We start from the raw sequence: 13,447 nt of genomic DNA, 5'->3' as shown, positions 1-13,447 counted from the left end.
GAATGAAAGGACAATCAACGTGCAGGCACTGCAGCGTTGCGTGCGAATCTTGCATTGCCCAGGTGGCTCATGTCCGGCATGAAGGGCGCCGCGCGGCGCCCTTCGCGACATGTTGCCGGGCTCCGATCTCCATCGCTGTTCCGGTTAATCAAGCATTTCAGAAACTTTTATGTCAAAACCGGACTCGCTGTAATTTGGCGTAATACTTCAGCGGTTGTTAGCGTTGTCCTGGCTCCATCCGGAATCGCCGAATGTGAATCGGCGAGGGGGTGTCGGCGTAGTACTCACTTCGAATTCGGACATGCGTTCCGGGCAGGAATTTCATCGAATGTTATTGGACATTCAAACCATCCGCGGCTCCTCGCCGGTAATGGAACGCCGGCTTTATTACCGAATATTCCAGAATAGCGACACGCAAACGTTCGCATGTATGACGGAGTGCGTGGATTCATGCGCCGCGAAATTTCTCACCATTGATCGCGATCCTCAACGGTCATTCTTCATACGAAACAACCATGCTGACCGAACGGACGGTCTTGAAAACCGGTGGTGTCTGCCGCGGCACGTAGCGGACGCGACGTCGTCACGCGCTGATGTCCATCAACCACTGCTCGCGCCCATTCAACAGCGCAAGACCGTCGACACCTGCTACAACCTGTGGAGAACCGCTACGCCGTACATGCAGGCCGCGACGGTCAGCCGCTGGGGCAACGAATATCGCGCGCGCTAACGACAATGCGCGCAGTGGCAACCGGCACGGACGCCGACGCAAGCCTCGGGATCTGCGACCTGTTGCGATGCGGAAATCGTAGCCCGTACGACCAACGTTCCGTCGCCTCGCAATGACATTCGCATTCCGAATTAACTTTTTAATTTCACCGCATGTTGGCAAGCCGTTGTGCGGGCATACGCCCATAATTGCGCATCACGCCCTCCTTCTGAAACGCACCGTCCCTCGTCATGTTCCGGGAAAAGGCGCGGTTGCCGCGCATGCCGCCCCGAACGAACCGGTCCGACTATTCCGGGCGCGCTCGTGCGACCTCGCCGATGTCGTTTACGACCGGGTTCCGGGCGCATGACCGATAGTCGCCGGCACCCGTTTCTCTAAACTGGTTCACACAACAAACCTGCTCGATGTCGCCCGCAACGCGCGTCACTTCACCGACATCGAGGCACCCCGAGACACCCGCCTTCGCTGCCCCATCGGCCCGCACGACTCCACTGCACACTCGCCCGGCCGGCTGCCAAGGCAATTCCAGGAGAGTTCATTGAGCCCGTCGCAAGCGCACGCCGCGAAAGCCCGATCTTCGCGCCAGTCCGTCAAGCTGGATGACATCACGATCGTCGACCCCGCCGTCCTCAAGCGCGCGGTCGGCGCCATGGCGTTCGGCAATGCGATGGAATGGTTCGACTTCGGCGTGTACAGCTACATCGCCGTCACGCTCGGCAAGGTGTTCTTCCCGTCCAGCAGCCCGTCCGCGCAGCTGCTCGCGACCTTCGGCACGTTCGCCGCTGCCTTCCTCGTGCGCCCGCTCGGCGGCATGGTGTTCGGCCCGCTCGGCGACCGCATCGGCCGCCAGCGCGTGCTCGCCGCCACGATGATCATGATGGCAGTCGGCACCTTCGCGATCGGCCTGATCCCCAGCTACGCGTCGATCGGCATCATGGCGCCCGTGCTGCTGCTCGTCGCCCGCCTCGTGCAGGGCTTCTCGACCGGCGGCGAATACGGGGGCGCCGCCACCTTCATCGCCGAATTCTCGACCGACAAGCGGCGCGGCTTCATGGGCAGCTTCCTCGAGTTCGGCACGCTGATCGGTTACGTGATGGGCGCGGGCGTCGTCGCGCTGCTCACCGCATCGCTGTCGCAGGAAGCGCTGCTGTCGTGGGGCTGGCGCGTGCCGTTCTTCATCGCCGGCCCGCTCGGCCTCGTGGGGCTCTATGTCCGGCTGAAACTCGAGGAAACGCCCGCCTTCAAGAAGGAAGCCGAAGCACGCGAAGCGGACGAACGCTCGCGGCCGAAACAACGCTTCGCGTCGCTGCTCGTCGAACAGTGGAAACCGCTGCTGCAATGCGTCGGCCTCGTACTGATCTTCAACGTGACCGACTACATGGCGCTGTCGTACCTGCCGAGCTACCTGTCGGCGACGCTGCACTTCCGCGAATCGCACGGCCTGTTCCTGGTGCTGCTCGTGATGGTGCTGATGATGCCGATGACGCTCTACGCCGGGCACCTGTCGGACAGGATCGGCCGTAAGCCGGTGATGATGGCGGGCTGCGTGGGCCTGCTCGTGCTGGCTGTGCCGGCGCTGATGCTGATCCGCACCGGCGGCATGCTGCCCGTGTTCGGCGGAATGCTGATCTACGGCGTGCTGCTGTCGACGTTCACCGGCGTGATGCCGTCCGCGCTGCCCGCGCTGTTCCCCACACGCATCCGCTACGGCGCGCTCGCGATCGGCTTCAACGTGTCGGTGTCGCTGTTCGGCGGCACGACGCCGCTCGTCACCGCGTGGCTGGTCGATCGCACCGGCGACCTGATGATGCCCGCGTACTACCTGATGGGTGCATCGTTCATCGGCATCGTGTCGGTGCTAGCGCTGCGCGAAACGGCGCGCCAGCCGCTGCCCGGCTCCGCGCCGTGCGTCGCGAGCCGCGCGGAGGCGCTGAGCCTCGTTCGACGCCGAGCCGACGAAGCGCGCGGGCGGGACGGGAAGCTCACGCCGGTCAGCGAACGCGCGTGATGCGGGCGCAGGTAGCGCGGGCTCTCACGACATGAGATGACGGGACGCCGCGCGACATGCGCCGGCGTCGCGCGCACCGGCGTCAGCCTGCCGACAGCCGCTGCGCGTCGAACCAGTCGAGCAGCATGCGCGTGACGAACGCGGGATTTTCCAGATTCGAAATATGGCCGGCGTCCGGCACCAGCGCATGGGCGCACCCGATCACGCTCGCCATCTTCACCGTTTCCGACGGCGGGCGCGCCATGTCGCCCGCGCCGCACATCAGCAGCGTGCGTTCGGCGTCCAGTTCGGCGAGTGCCGGCAGCGTGTCGGGCCGGCCGAAGATCAGCCGGCCGAGCGGAACGATCGATTGCCGCAACCGGTCGGCCGGCAGGTTCGCCAGCGCGTCGCGAAACGCAGACGGCACCGGGCCCGCCAGATTGACATCCGGCCGGAAGAACAACGGCACGATCGCATCGAGCAGCGGCGGCGCGATACAGCCCGCCGTGGCGATGGCGTCAAGCATTCCGAAGTAGCGCAGCCGCGTCGCATCGGGCTCGGCCTCGAGCGACGCATCCATCAGCACCAGCGAACGCACGCGCTGCGGTTCGCGCAACGCGAGCCGCGCGCCCCACATGCCGCCGACACTGAGCCCGACCAGCGCGCACTGTTCGATCGCCAGCGCGTCGAGCAGCGCACTCGCCTGCGCGGCAAGATCGTCGAGCGTCTGCGTGCCTTCGGGCAGCGCGCCTGAAGCGCCATGTCCCCACAGGTCCGGCACGATCACACGATACTGGCGCGACAACGCGTCGATCTGCGGCGCCCACATCGCCGCATCCCACAGATAGCTGTGCCCGAGCAGCAGCGGGAACCCGGTACCGTGATCCTGATAATGCAGGGTGCTGCCATGAATGTTCACTGCGGGCATGTCGTCTCCGGTGTCGGCGCGATCGGCAGCGGCCCGGAGCCGGGCGCCGCGGTCGGCGGCGTGCTGCAACGAATGCGAAGCGGCGCATCATCGCACAGGTTGCGGGCGCGGCGCATGACGGATCGCACATGCGTTCGCGTCGAACCTGCTGCATGCCCTTCGACACGCACCCGCGACGGCGTGGCGCGACCGTACTATCCGACGCGATACATCGGCACCACGTTGCTGTCGCCCGATTCCTGGTCCGACGCGAGCGGATGATTCGCCTGTTCGAGCAGCCAGTTGGTCAGCACCGCGATATCGAATTCGTTGCACGCATCCGGGTTCTGCACCAGCACGTAGCTGCCCGATGCGACCGTGCAGTGCGGGAACAGCTCGACGAGCCGGCCCTGCTTCAGCAGCCCGTCGACCAGCGGCCGCCGCCCGATCGCGATGCCATGCCCGTCGACCGCGGCCTGCACCAGCTGGTCGTACTGGCTGAAATGCAGCGCGCCGGCGGGCCGCAGGCGCGGCACGCCCAGCTCCTTCAGCAGATGGCTCCATCCGTGCCAAGGCCACTCGCCGCGCGGATCGTCGAGATGCAGCAGCACGTGCTTGTCGAGATCCTCCGGCTTCATCGATGCGGCGTCGCCGGCCGCCGGCATCAGGCTCGGGCTGCAGACCGCCACGACACGCTCGCGAAACAGCACGTCCGTCTCGTCCGTCGACGTATACGGCCCTGCATATCGCACGGCCAGGTGCAAACGTTTGCGTTTAAGATCTTCAATTTCGCTCGTGGCCGATACGCGTACGTCGATGTCGGGGTAGCTGGCGCGGAACGAACCGAGGCGCGGAATCAGCCACAGTGCCGCGAACGAAACGGTGGTCGACAACGAGATTGCACGCTGGCCCACACTCGACGACAGCTTGCCGATCACCGATTCCAGGTCGGACAACGCGAACGAGATCGCGTCGTACAGCTCCCGCCCCTTGTCGGTCAGCGTCAAGGAACGAATGTGCCGGTGAAAGAGCTCGATACGGAGTTGCTCCTCGAGTGCCTTGACCTGCCGACTCACGGCAGATTGCGTGACGTTCAGTTCCTGCCCGGCACGCGTAAAGCTCAAATGGCGCGCCGCGCATTCGAAGCCTCTCAGGAAATCCAGCGAAGGCATACTTCTCAATCGCTTTGCCAATCTCACATTAGCCATACCGCCGCCTCAAAGTTGCACCCACCGACAGACAAGTCGCCGTTCGTCTCCCTGATTCGTTTCTCCTTATTGGATTCGGAAACGATTTTATATTGAAGCATGGATGCGGATCATTCTTATTTTCAATCGTGACACTCGTATTTATCTATCGATTTTCATCGGCCGGATATTCTTACATCAACCTTATCGAGTAGTGATTTTGTAAATCACCATGCAGTCGAAACGGCGCGAAAGATGAGCGGCGAAGTGGCATAAAAACAGGGGATTACAGGCACAATTCGACGTCATGTCAACCATACCGACGCTACAGCAGACGGCCATCCGCATGCCTACAATCAAATTTCAATTACCAGACAATTTTATTCATTTGCCGGATTACGAAAAGAAAATGCACTCCAACATACACGCGGAATACCATTTAAATTCGCGTTTTCATGTTTACGAAAACATACTAAACGAATGAAATTGAATTGCGCCATTCAATTTCTGCAATTGATGAACCAATTATGTCCGGCAATGAATATTTCACCGACCGGAAAGGGCAACGCGCGTGCATGACGCGGCCCAATTGTCCGGAATCGGTTCCACCCTTTACCGGACGGGATGCGCGTCGCTATACGTTGTCCACCACGTCGTCCGTCACATGGGGCATTCGCGTGGTCACTTCGCGGCGATAGCGGTTCAGCGCCTGCGCGGTCGCGAACGGGCGCTCGAACAGGATCGACAGGTTGTGCAGGATCCGCTCGACCACCTTCTTTTCCCATTCGCCATCGAAGCGAATCTGCTCGTCGAGCCAGCGCTCGAGCCATTCCGGATCGGGCAGGCGCGACTGCACGGTGTCGCGCGGGAACAGCGCCTGGTTCACGTGCAGGTTGGTCGGGTGCAGCGGCTTCTCGGTGCGGCGCGCCGACGCCATCAGCACGCCGATCTTCGCGAACGCGGCACGTGCGACGTCGCCGCAGTCGTTCAGCGCCTTCTTCATATAGCGCAGGTAGGCGCCGCCGTGGCGCGCTTCATCGCGGGCGATCGTCTCGTAGATCTGCTTGATCACCGGCTCGGTGTGCCAGTCGGCCGCGCAGCGGTACCAGTGGTTCAGGCGGATCTCGCCGCAGAAGTGCAGCATCAGCGTCTCGAGCGGCGGCGCCGGGTCGAATTCGAAGCGCACCGCGTGCAGCTCCGCTTCGGTCGGCACCATGTCCGGCCGGAAGCGGCGCAGGTATTCCATCAGCACGAGCGAATGCTTCTGCTCTTCGAAGAACCACACGCTCATGAACGCCGAAAAGTCGCTGTCGTGCCGGTTGTCGCGCAGGAACATTTCCGTCGCGGGCAGCGCCGACCATTCGGTGATCGCGTTCATCCTGATCGTCTCGGCCTGCTCGTCAGTGAGCAGCGAAGCGTCGAACTTGTCCCACGGAATGTCCGTCTCCATGTCCCAGCGCACCGCTTCCAGCGACCTGAAAAGTTCCGGATAGAGCATCGTCGTCACCGTCGTTGAAAGGCATTCGGGCGCGGCACCGGTCGGCACCATCGCGGTCATGCCGATTGCGTGGACGCCGGCGCCGCCACGTCGGCGTCGGGCGCACGGTCGTCCGCGTCGTCGTCCACCGTGCGCGGCGACAGCGTGCCGCGCAGCAGCGCGTAATAGAACTGCCGGTAGGTGCGGTTGTAATAGCGGATGCGCGGCCCGATCGCGCCGTGCAGGTCGTGCAGCCGCTCGATCGGCAGGTTCGGCATCATGTGGTGCTCCACGTGATAGTTGTTGCCGTTCGTGAACCACGTCATGAACGCATTGCTCTCGATCGTCCGCGTGTTGCGGAACGGGTCGGTGCTCGTCAGGTCGCAGCGGTAATGCTCGGGCATCTCGACCAGCGCATGCACGGGCGCGACCACGAACACGAGCGGCACGACCCACACCCACACGGCGAACCACGTATGCAGCGCGATCGACACGCCGGCCAGCAGCGCGATCGCCGCGACCATCAGCAGGTGATCGCGGCGGATCGCACGCGACACGAGCGGGTTGTCGCCGAAGCTTGCGCCCGGCACGACGAGCTTCGCGACGTTCTTCGCGAACTGGATATAGTGCGCGGCCATCGACAGCCGCCAGGCCCACAGGCCGAGATTGACGACAGGGCTCGCGCCGTACTGGTCGCCGTAGTCGAAGAACTCCTTGTTCTCGGGCGTGCCGAGCAGCCGGTGGTGGCGCAGGTGGCTGTCCTGGTACGCATGGAACGACACGAGCATCGGCATGCCGAGCAGCACGCCGAACACCATGTTGAGCCGCTTGCTCCTGAATCCCTGGTAATGCAGCGCCTGGTGTTGCAGCTCGACCCCATGCGCGTACATCGCGCCGATCAGCAGGATGCCGACGATCTTCAGGACGACATACGTCGACAGCGCGAACAGCATGCCGTGCGCGATGAGCGCGACGTAGACCACGAGCTTCAGCGAGAAGACGACGCCGCTCGGGCGGCTCTTCATGTCTGAAACCGGTTTCTGACGGGCGAGAAGCGATGAGGTGACGGACAAAATGCTCTCCTTGGCCGGACCCTGCCCGGCACGATGACGCGGCGACACTGGCGCGCTGCCGGGTTGCAATTCTTCTGTGAGTCGATGCTTCGGACAAACGAATTTTCCGAACGCATTGCATGACGCCCGCGCATGAGCACACCACATCGTGAACTAGACGACCGGTCGAATGCGTACCGACCATTCACCTCGCGCGGGCTCGCACGTATACGCACATGGCAGTGCCGAGTGGATGCGTGCTGCTCATGCATAGCCTGCAAATATTCCGTTTGTCGCGTCATGTCGATCCGGCAAGAATCCCCCTCACTCGACGAACGGCGCCGCCGGCACCGTGGCGCGAGCGGCCGTGTTCCTCAAGGGGAGAATCCTCGTGACGAAGTGCGCATCCACCATTCATCGCCTCATCGAATCGCTCGAGGACGTCGCGGGCGCCATGCATCGCATGACGTTCGTCGACGACGCCGGCAACGAGTCGAGCATCACGTACCGGCGCTTCGCCGAAGAGGTGTTTCGCCAGGCCGGCGCACTGCGCGAACTCGATGTGCGCGAGAACGACCTGGTGATGCTGGCGTTGCCCGCATCGGTCGAGCACGCGGCGGCGATGATGGCCTGCGTGATGACGGGCGCACTGCCCTGCACCGTGCCCGTTCCCGCGCGCCGCGCCACCACCGGGCGGCAGGTGATCGACGTCGCATGCGAGCTGTACCGGCCGCGCCTCGTCATCGCCGCGGATGCGCAGTCCGCCGCGTGGCGCGACGACGCGTTTCCCGCGTCGTCCACGCGCGTCGTCGATCTCGACACGCTGTCGCTCGTCGCCGATGCCGGTGCGCGCGCGCTGATCAGCGCCAAGCATGGCCGCGATCCGCATCACGTCCAGCTCACGTCCGGCTCGACGTCGCATCCGAAAGCCGCGGTGCTCAGCCACGAGAACGTGATCGCGAACGTGCTCGGCATCGGCGGGTCGGTGTGTTTCGACATCGCGGCCGGCGACGGCACCGCGTCGTGGCTGCCGCTCTATCACGACATGGGGCTGCTCACGCTGCTGTCGAACATGCATTACCGCGCGCCGCTGCTGATGATGCAGCCGAACAGCTTCATTCGTAATCCGCTCGGCTGGTTGAAGCGCATCGCGTCGGCGCGCGCGACGACGACATCGGTGCCGACCTTCGCGCTGCGCTATTGCGTGCGCCGTTTCAATGCCGCCGCGATGGAAGGTGTCGATCTGTCCGCGTGCCGCAACATCTTCATCGGCGGCGAACGCGTGGACGACGCGACGCTGCGCGACTTCGCCGCGACGTTCGCGCCGTACGGCCTCGCGGCCTCGGCACTGCAGCCGTGCTACGGCATGGCCGAATCGACGCTCGCGGTGTCGATGCATCGTGCGTGGCACGAAGGCGCCGTCGACGGTGCGCCGTACGTGATCGCCGACACGCTCGACCGGCGCGCGCTGATCGAGCGCCGCGACGCGCAACCGGCCGCCGCGAACGACGGCGCCGACACCGACACCGAAACCGTGCTCGCGATGGGCACGCCGATCGAGGGCATGGCGTTCCGGATCCTCGACGACGGCGACCACGCGCTGGCGAACCGCGCGGTCGGCGAAGTCGCGATCCGCGGCACGTCGGTGATGCTCGGCTACCTGAACCCCGACGACGGCTCGATCGCCGCGCCGCTGACGGCCGACGGCTGGTTCCGCACCGGCGACATCGGCTACGTCGCGGACGGCCAGCTCCATATCCTCGGGCGCAAGAAGGAAGTCATCATCATTCGCGGCAGCAACTACTTCCCGCACGAAATCGAGGAGGCGTTGGCCTCCCATCGCACGCTGCGCAAGAGCACCTGCATCGCGTTCGGGCTGCCCGATCCGGAGACGGGCACCGAGCGGCTGGTCGTCGCGATCGAGGCGCGGCCCGTCGATGCGACGCCGCAGACGCGCGCCGAGTGCCAGCAGTTGCTCGCGTCGCGGATCGGCTTCGCCGCGCAGGATCTGTGCTTCGTCGAGCCCGGCTCGCTGCCGCGCACGACGAGCGGCAAGCTGCAGCGCCTGAAGTGCCGCGACCTCTATGCGAACGGCGCGCTGCCCGTGATCCACGCGACGGCCGCCGCCGAAGCCGGCCAGGGGGCGTACGCATGACGACCGCCACGCTCACGCCGGTGCTCGAACTGCGCGACGTCTCGCGCGTGTACGAGGGTGCGGGCCGCGTCGTCGCGGTGCGCGGCGCGACGATCTCGATCGGCCAGCGCGACGTCGTCGCGCTCGTCGGCCCGTCGGGCAGCGGCAAGAGCACGCTGCTCAACCTGGCCGGTTTTCTCGACGTGCCGAGCACCGGCGAACGCTGGCTCGAAGGCCGCCGGATCGACGATGCGCCCGACACGCTCGAGCGGATTCGCCGCGAGCGCATCGGCTTCGTGTTCCAGCAGTTCAACCTGATTCCGGTGATGTCCGCGCTCGAAAACGTCGAACTCGGCTGCTTCGCATGGGGCACGCCGCGCACGCGGCGCGAGCGCGCCCGCGCGATGCTCGACGCGGTGGGGCTCGCCGCGCGCGAACGCCACCGCCCGGGCGAGCTGTCCGGCGGCGAGCAGCAACGGGTCGCGCTGGCCCGCGCGCTCGCGAAGGAGCCGGCGATCGTGATCGCGGACGAACCCACCGCCAGCCTCGACAGCACCAACGCACGGGCGGTGGCCGAGCTGATCCTCGACACCAATCGCACGCTGGGCACCGCCTTTCTGATTGCGTCGCACGACGATCGTCTGTGCGCGCACCTGCCGCGCCGCATCGAGATGCGCGACGGCGTACCGGGAGTGAATCGTGAACTGGTCGACGTTTGCGTGGCGTAACCTCTGGCGCAACAAGCGCCGCACCGTGCTGACGATGGCGATGATCGGCGTCGCCGCGTTCGCGTCGAGCCTCGCGCTCGGCTACGTGATCGCGACCTTCGACGCGGTGCGCGAAGGGTCGATCGACAGCGGCGTCGGCCACGTGCAGGTGCTGCACCACGGCTATCTCGACCTGATCGGCGAGCGGCCGCTGCAGTACGGGCTGACCGCCGACGAGCAGGCCACCGCCACACAGGCGATCGCGGCGTTGCCCGGCGTCGCGACCACCGCGCGCGGCATCGAATTCGACGGGCTGATCTCGAACGGCGATCTCAGCTACGGCTTCGTCGGCGAAGGCATCGAGCCGAACCGCGAGCCGCCCGGCTTCTTCGACTATCACACGGTGCTGTCGGGCCGCTACCTGTCGCCGACGAATGCCGGCACCGAAGTCGTCGTCGGCGCCGAACTCGCGCGCAAGCTCGGCGTGCACGTCGGCTCGGTCGTGCAGCTGATGGCGTCGACCGCGCACGGCGGCATCAACGCGACCGATGCGCAGATCGTCGGCGTGATGAGCACCGGCAACAAGGACGTCGACGAACGGATCGTCAACGTGACGTTCACCGCCGCGCAGGCGCTGCTGCGCACCGACCGCGCGTCGCGCATCGCGGTGTTCCTGTCGGACACCGCGCACACACCGGCCGCCGCCGCGACGCTGCGCGCCGCGCTGCCCGCGCTCGACGTGAAAACCTGGGACCAGCTCGTGTCGCTCTATCACCAGGTCGTCGCGCTGTACAAGAACCAGTTCTCGGTGTTCGGCGCGATTCTCTGCCTGACGATCCTGCTGTCGATGAGCAACTGGATCCTGATGAGCATCGTCGAGCGCCGGCGCGAGATCTCGACACTGCGCGCGCTCGGCGTGCCGGCCGCGACGGTGCGCGGCGTGCTGATCCAGGAGACCGCCTTCCTCGGCCTGCTGGGCGCGGCCGCCGGCATCGCGGTGGCGCTGCTGACGATGGTTGCGCTCAATCACGCGCAGATCCACCTGCCCCCGCCGCCGGGCCGCGTGAAGTCGATCCTGCTCGAATTCACGGTCTCGCCGGCCGCCGTGGCCGCCGTCGAAGGCGCGTTCGTCGTGCTCGGGGTGGCCGCCGCGCTGCTCGCGACGCTCGGCCTCGCCAAACGCAACATCCTCGAAGGACTCGCCCCATGATTCGCATTCGCCACCTGGCCGCCGCGCTCGTCGCGTGTGCGCCGCTCGTTCATGCCGCCGACGCCCCGACGGCCCAGGCCATGCTCGCCCGGGCCGACGCATACCGCAGCACGGCCGCCGATACGCAGACGAACATCCAGATCACGAACGAGGTCGGCGGGCAGTCCGGCGACGCGACGCGCTACCTCGTCTATACGCGCGGCAACGGCGACACGCTTGCGCTGACGCGCAGCGGCGAGAACGACGGCCAGAAGTATCTCGCGACGACGCGCGGCCACTGGTTCTACGTGCCGAACACACGCAGCGCGGTACGTATCAACGGGATGCAGCGGCTGCAGGGCGAAGTCGTGATCAGCGACATCACGCGCACGCACTGGGCCGACAGCTATCACGCGTCGGCCGCGCCGGGCGCGACGACGATCGCCGGCAAGCCGGCCACCGAGCTCGACCTGACCGCGACCGATCCCGACAACGTCTACCCGACGATCAAGCTGTGGGTCACGCCCGACACCGACGTGCCGGTGCGCGCGCAGTTCTTCCTCGCGAGCGGCCTGCTGTTCCGCAGCGCCGACTTCTCCGCGCCGGTCGACGCGAACGGGCGCAAGGTGATCCGCAAGATCACGTATCGCAACGAGATCGAAAAGCAGCGCGCGAGCGTCGTCGACATCCTCGACGGCCAGCCGCGCAAGATTCCGTCGGGCTGGTTCAACCCCGACACGCTTGCCGATGGCCAGTGACAACAACGCCCATGTCGACGCCCATCGTGACCGCCTCCGCCCATCATCCGGCCGCATCTGGCCCGCCGCCGCGCTCGCCGTCCCGCTTGCGCTCGGCTGCACGCTCGCGCACGGAGAATCGCTGATGGAACAGTTGAGCACGCTGAACGGCATCGCGTACGCACGCACCGTCGACAGCATGGACGGACACGCGCTGCTGGGGAACCTGATCGGCGACCAGCCGCGCAACCTGCAGGAAGCCGGCCTGCTCGCGCGCATCGACGGCGAGAACCTGTTCATGAACGCCCGCGCCGTGGCCGGCAATCACTCGCTCGGCGCGCAGTCCACCCGCTTCAACGAGGCCGGCGTGCGCTACGCGTTCGACAACGGCATCACGCTCACCGCCGGCAAGCGGATCGATCCGCTCGACACGTCGCAGGCGTTCTTTCCGCTCGGCTTCTTTCAAAAACGCGCCGCGACGGCCGACATCTACGACCGCTACGGCGATGTCGAAGGCACGCCGCTCGTCGAAGCGAAATGGGCCGGCGAGCAGACCACGCTGCAGTTCATCGCCGGCGAAAACCGCACGCTGCGCAGTGACGTCGACAACCGCGACGTGCAGGGCGCGACGCAGCTCGTGCGCGGCGCATACAACTGGTCGGGCGGCTCGGCCGCGTTGCTCGCCGGCCGGCATGCGGGCCACGGCGGCGCCGGTGCGACGCTGTCGTTCGACGTTGCGCGCTCGAACACGGTCTATGCGAGCGCATGGCTCGAACGCGGCACGACGCGGCCGCTGCCGGCGTTCATCGCGAACGGCACGCCGCTCGATTCGCCCGCCGCGTACGACGCGGTCGATCGCCGCAACGATCGCCAGATCATGTGGCGCAGTGCGGTCGGCATGCAGAGCGCCCTGCCCGGCAACTTCTCGCTGATCGTCGAGTGGTCGCACGACGAGGCGCGCTACGACGCGAACCAGTGGCGCCAGATGGTCGGCGCGGCGCGCGTGAACAACGCGCTGCTGCCCGTCGCGCCCGGCGCGGCGCTGGCCGGCCTCGGCGGCACGGCCGATTTCGTGAGCGTCGACGGCAACCTGCGCGACTACCTGTTCGCGCGGCTCGGCAAGAAGATCGGCCGCGTCGAGTATTCGCTGCGCGGCGTCTATTCGCCGCAGGACAAGGGCCTGCTCGCGATCGCGCAGGTCGTCGCCGACGTGAACAAGCGCGTGAGCGTCGATGTCGCGGTCACCCGCGCGTTCTCCGACAGCAACTCCGAGTACCGGATGGTCGGTCTCGGCACCCGTATCGACGCCGCCGTGCGCGTGCGCTTCTGACAGGAACCCT

Annotated in this window: 11 protein-coding genes; 7 read left to right on the top strand and 4 right to left on the bottom strand. The window is 65.9% G+C overall.

The window, feature by feature from the left end; all coding sequences use genetic code 11:
• The first annotated feature begins 328 nt into the window (after nucleotides 1–328).
• Nucleotides 329–730, top strand: a complete 402-nt coding sequence (locus LXE91_RS34260) for a hypothetical protein (RefSeq protein WP_135370805.1) — start codon at nucleotides 329–331, stop codon at nucleotides 728–730.
• A gap of 538 nt (nucleotides 731–1,268) precedes the next feature.
• Entirely contained in the window at nucleotides 1,269–2,738 is a 1,470-nt protein-coding gene (gene proP, locus LXE91_RS34255) for a glycine betaine/L-proline transporter ProP (RefSeq protein ID WP_046543601.1), read from the top strand.
• A gap of 82 nt (nucleotides 2,739–2,820) precedes the next feature.
• Here the strand turns inward: proP and LXE91_RS34250 are convergent, their stop codons facing one another.
• The 4 genes from LXE91_RS34250 to LXE91_RS34235 all read right to left on the bottom strand — a co-directional run bounded on the left by LXE91_RS34250 (nucleotide 2,821) and on the right by LXE91_RS34235 (nucleotide 7,313).
• Nucleotides 2,821–3,645, bottom strand: coding sequence for an alpha/beta fold hydrolase (locus LXE91_RS34250; RefSeq protein ID WP_039347895.1), 825 nt, complete (start codon nucleotides 3,643–3,645; stop codon nucleotides 2,821–2,823).
• 194 nt (nucleotides 3,646–3,839) lie between these two features.
• Nucleotides 3,840–4,832 (bottom strand): LysR substrate-binding domain-containing protein, encoded by a 993-nt coding sequence (locus tag LXE91_RS34245; RefSeq protein WP_039347715.1) that lies wholly within the window; start codon nucleotides 4,830–4,832, stop codon nucleotides 3,840–3,842.
• Between the two features lie 613 nt (nucleotides 4,833–5,445).
• Entirely contained in the window at nucleotides 5,446–6,318 is an 873-nt protein-coding gene (locus tag LXE91_RS34240) for a ferritin family protein (RefSeq protein ID WP_046196386.1), read from the bottom strand.
• A 47-nt stretch (nucleotides 6,319–6,365) separates the two neighbouring features.
• A complete protein-coding gene (locus LXE91_RS34235; RefSeq protein ID WP_039347718.1) occupies nucleotides 6,366–7,313 on the bottom strand; it encodes a fatty acid desaturase family protein in 948 nt (315 codons plus the stop codon).
• A gap of 418 nt (nucleotides 7,314–7,731) precedes the next feature.
• Here LXE91_RS34235 and LXE91_RS34230 point away from each other — a divergent pair, with 418 nt between their 5' ends.
• From LXE91_RS34230 to LXE91_RS34210, 5 genes are read left to right on the top strand one after another with little or no spacing between them, the layout of a single operon-like run.
• Nucleotides 7,732–9,495 (top strand): fatty acyl-AMP ligase, encoded by a 1,764-nt coding sequence (locus LXE91_RS34230; protein ID WP_223274385.1) that lies wholly within the window; start codon nucleotides 7,732–7,734, stop codon nucleotides 9,493–9,495.
• Nucleotides 9,492–10,202, top strand: coding sequence for an ABC transporter ATP-binding protein (locus LXE91_RS34225; protein ID WP_039347725.1), 711 nt, complete (start codon nucleotides 9,492–9,494; stop codon nucleotides 10,200–10,202). The genes LXE91_RS34230 and LXE91_RS34225 overlap by 4 nt, the downstream gene beginning before the upstream one ends.
• Nucleotides 10,174–11,391 carry an ABC transporter permease gene (locus tag LXE91_RS34220; protein ID WP_039347729.1) on the top strand — a complete coding sequence of 406 codons (1,218 nt, stop codon included), beginning with the start codon at nucleotides 10,174–10,176 and terminating at the stop codon, nucleotides 11,389–11,391. Before LXE91_RS34225 ends, LXE91_RS34220 begins: the two co-directional genes overlap by 29 nt.
• Complete coding sequence (locus LXE91_RS34215; RefSeq protein WP_039347732.1) at nucleotides 11,388–12,128, top strand: outer membrane lipoprotein-sorting protein; 741 nt, start codon at nucleotides 11,388–11,390, stop codon at nucleotides 12,126–12,128. The genes LXE91_RS34220 and LXE91_RS34215 overlap by 4 nt, the downstream gene beginning before the upstream one ends.
• Nucleotides 12,118–13,437 carry a hypothetical protein gene (locus LXE91_RS34210; RefSeq protein ID WP_039347735.1) on the top strand — a complete coding sequence of 440 codons (1,320 nt, stop codon included), beginning with the start codon at nucleotides 12,118–12,120 and terminating at the stop codon, nucleotides 13,435–13,437. The genes LXE91_RS34215 and LXE91_RS34210 overlap by 11 nt, the downstream gene beginning before the upstream one ends.
• Nucleotides 13,438–13,447: the final 10 nt, after the last annotated feature.

Origin of the sequence: Burkholderia contaminans, assembly GCF_029633825.1 — a bacterium.
Classification (GTDB): domain Bacteria; phylum Pseudomonadota; class Gammaproteobacteria; order Burkholderiales; family Burkholderiaceae; genus Burkholderia; species Burkholderia contaminans.
The sequence above is the reverse complement of the archived record's forward strand: the minus strand, read 5'-3'. Positions and strand labels throughout refer to the sequence as shown.

Coding starts and splice junctions, on each gene's coding strand:
- LXE91_RS34210 (WP_039347735.1), top strand. CDS start 12,118: ATGGCCAGTGACAACAACGCCCATGTCGACGCCCATCGTGACCGCCTC.
- LXE91_RS34215 (WP_039347732.1), top strand. CDS start 11,388: ATGATTCGCATTCGCCACCTGGCCGCCGCGCTCGTCGCGTGTGCGCCG.
- LXE91_RS34245 (WP_039347715.1), bottom strand. CDS start 4,832: ATGGCTAATGTGAGATTGGCAAAGCGATTGAGAAGTATGCCTTCGCTG.
- LXE91_RS34225 (WP_039347725.1), top strand. CDS start 9,492: ATGACGACCGCCACGCTCACGCCGGTGCTCGAACTGCGCGACGTCTCG.
- LXE91_RS34260 (WP_135370805.1), top strand. CDS start 329: ATGTTATTGGACATTCAAACCATCCGCGGCTCCTCGCCGGTAATGGAA.
- LXE91_RS34235 (WP_039347718.1), bottom strand. CDS start 7,313: ATGAAGAGCCGCCCGAGCGGCGTCGTCTTCTCGCTGAAGCTCGTGGTC.
- LXE91_RS34250 (WP_039347895.1), bottom strand. CDS start 3,645: ATGCCCGCAGTGAACATTCATGGCAGCACCCTGCATTATCAGGATCAC.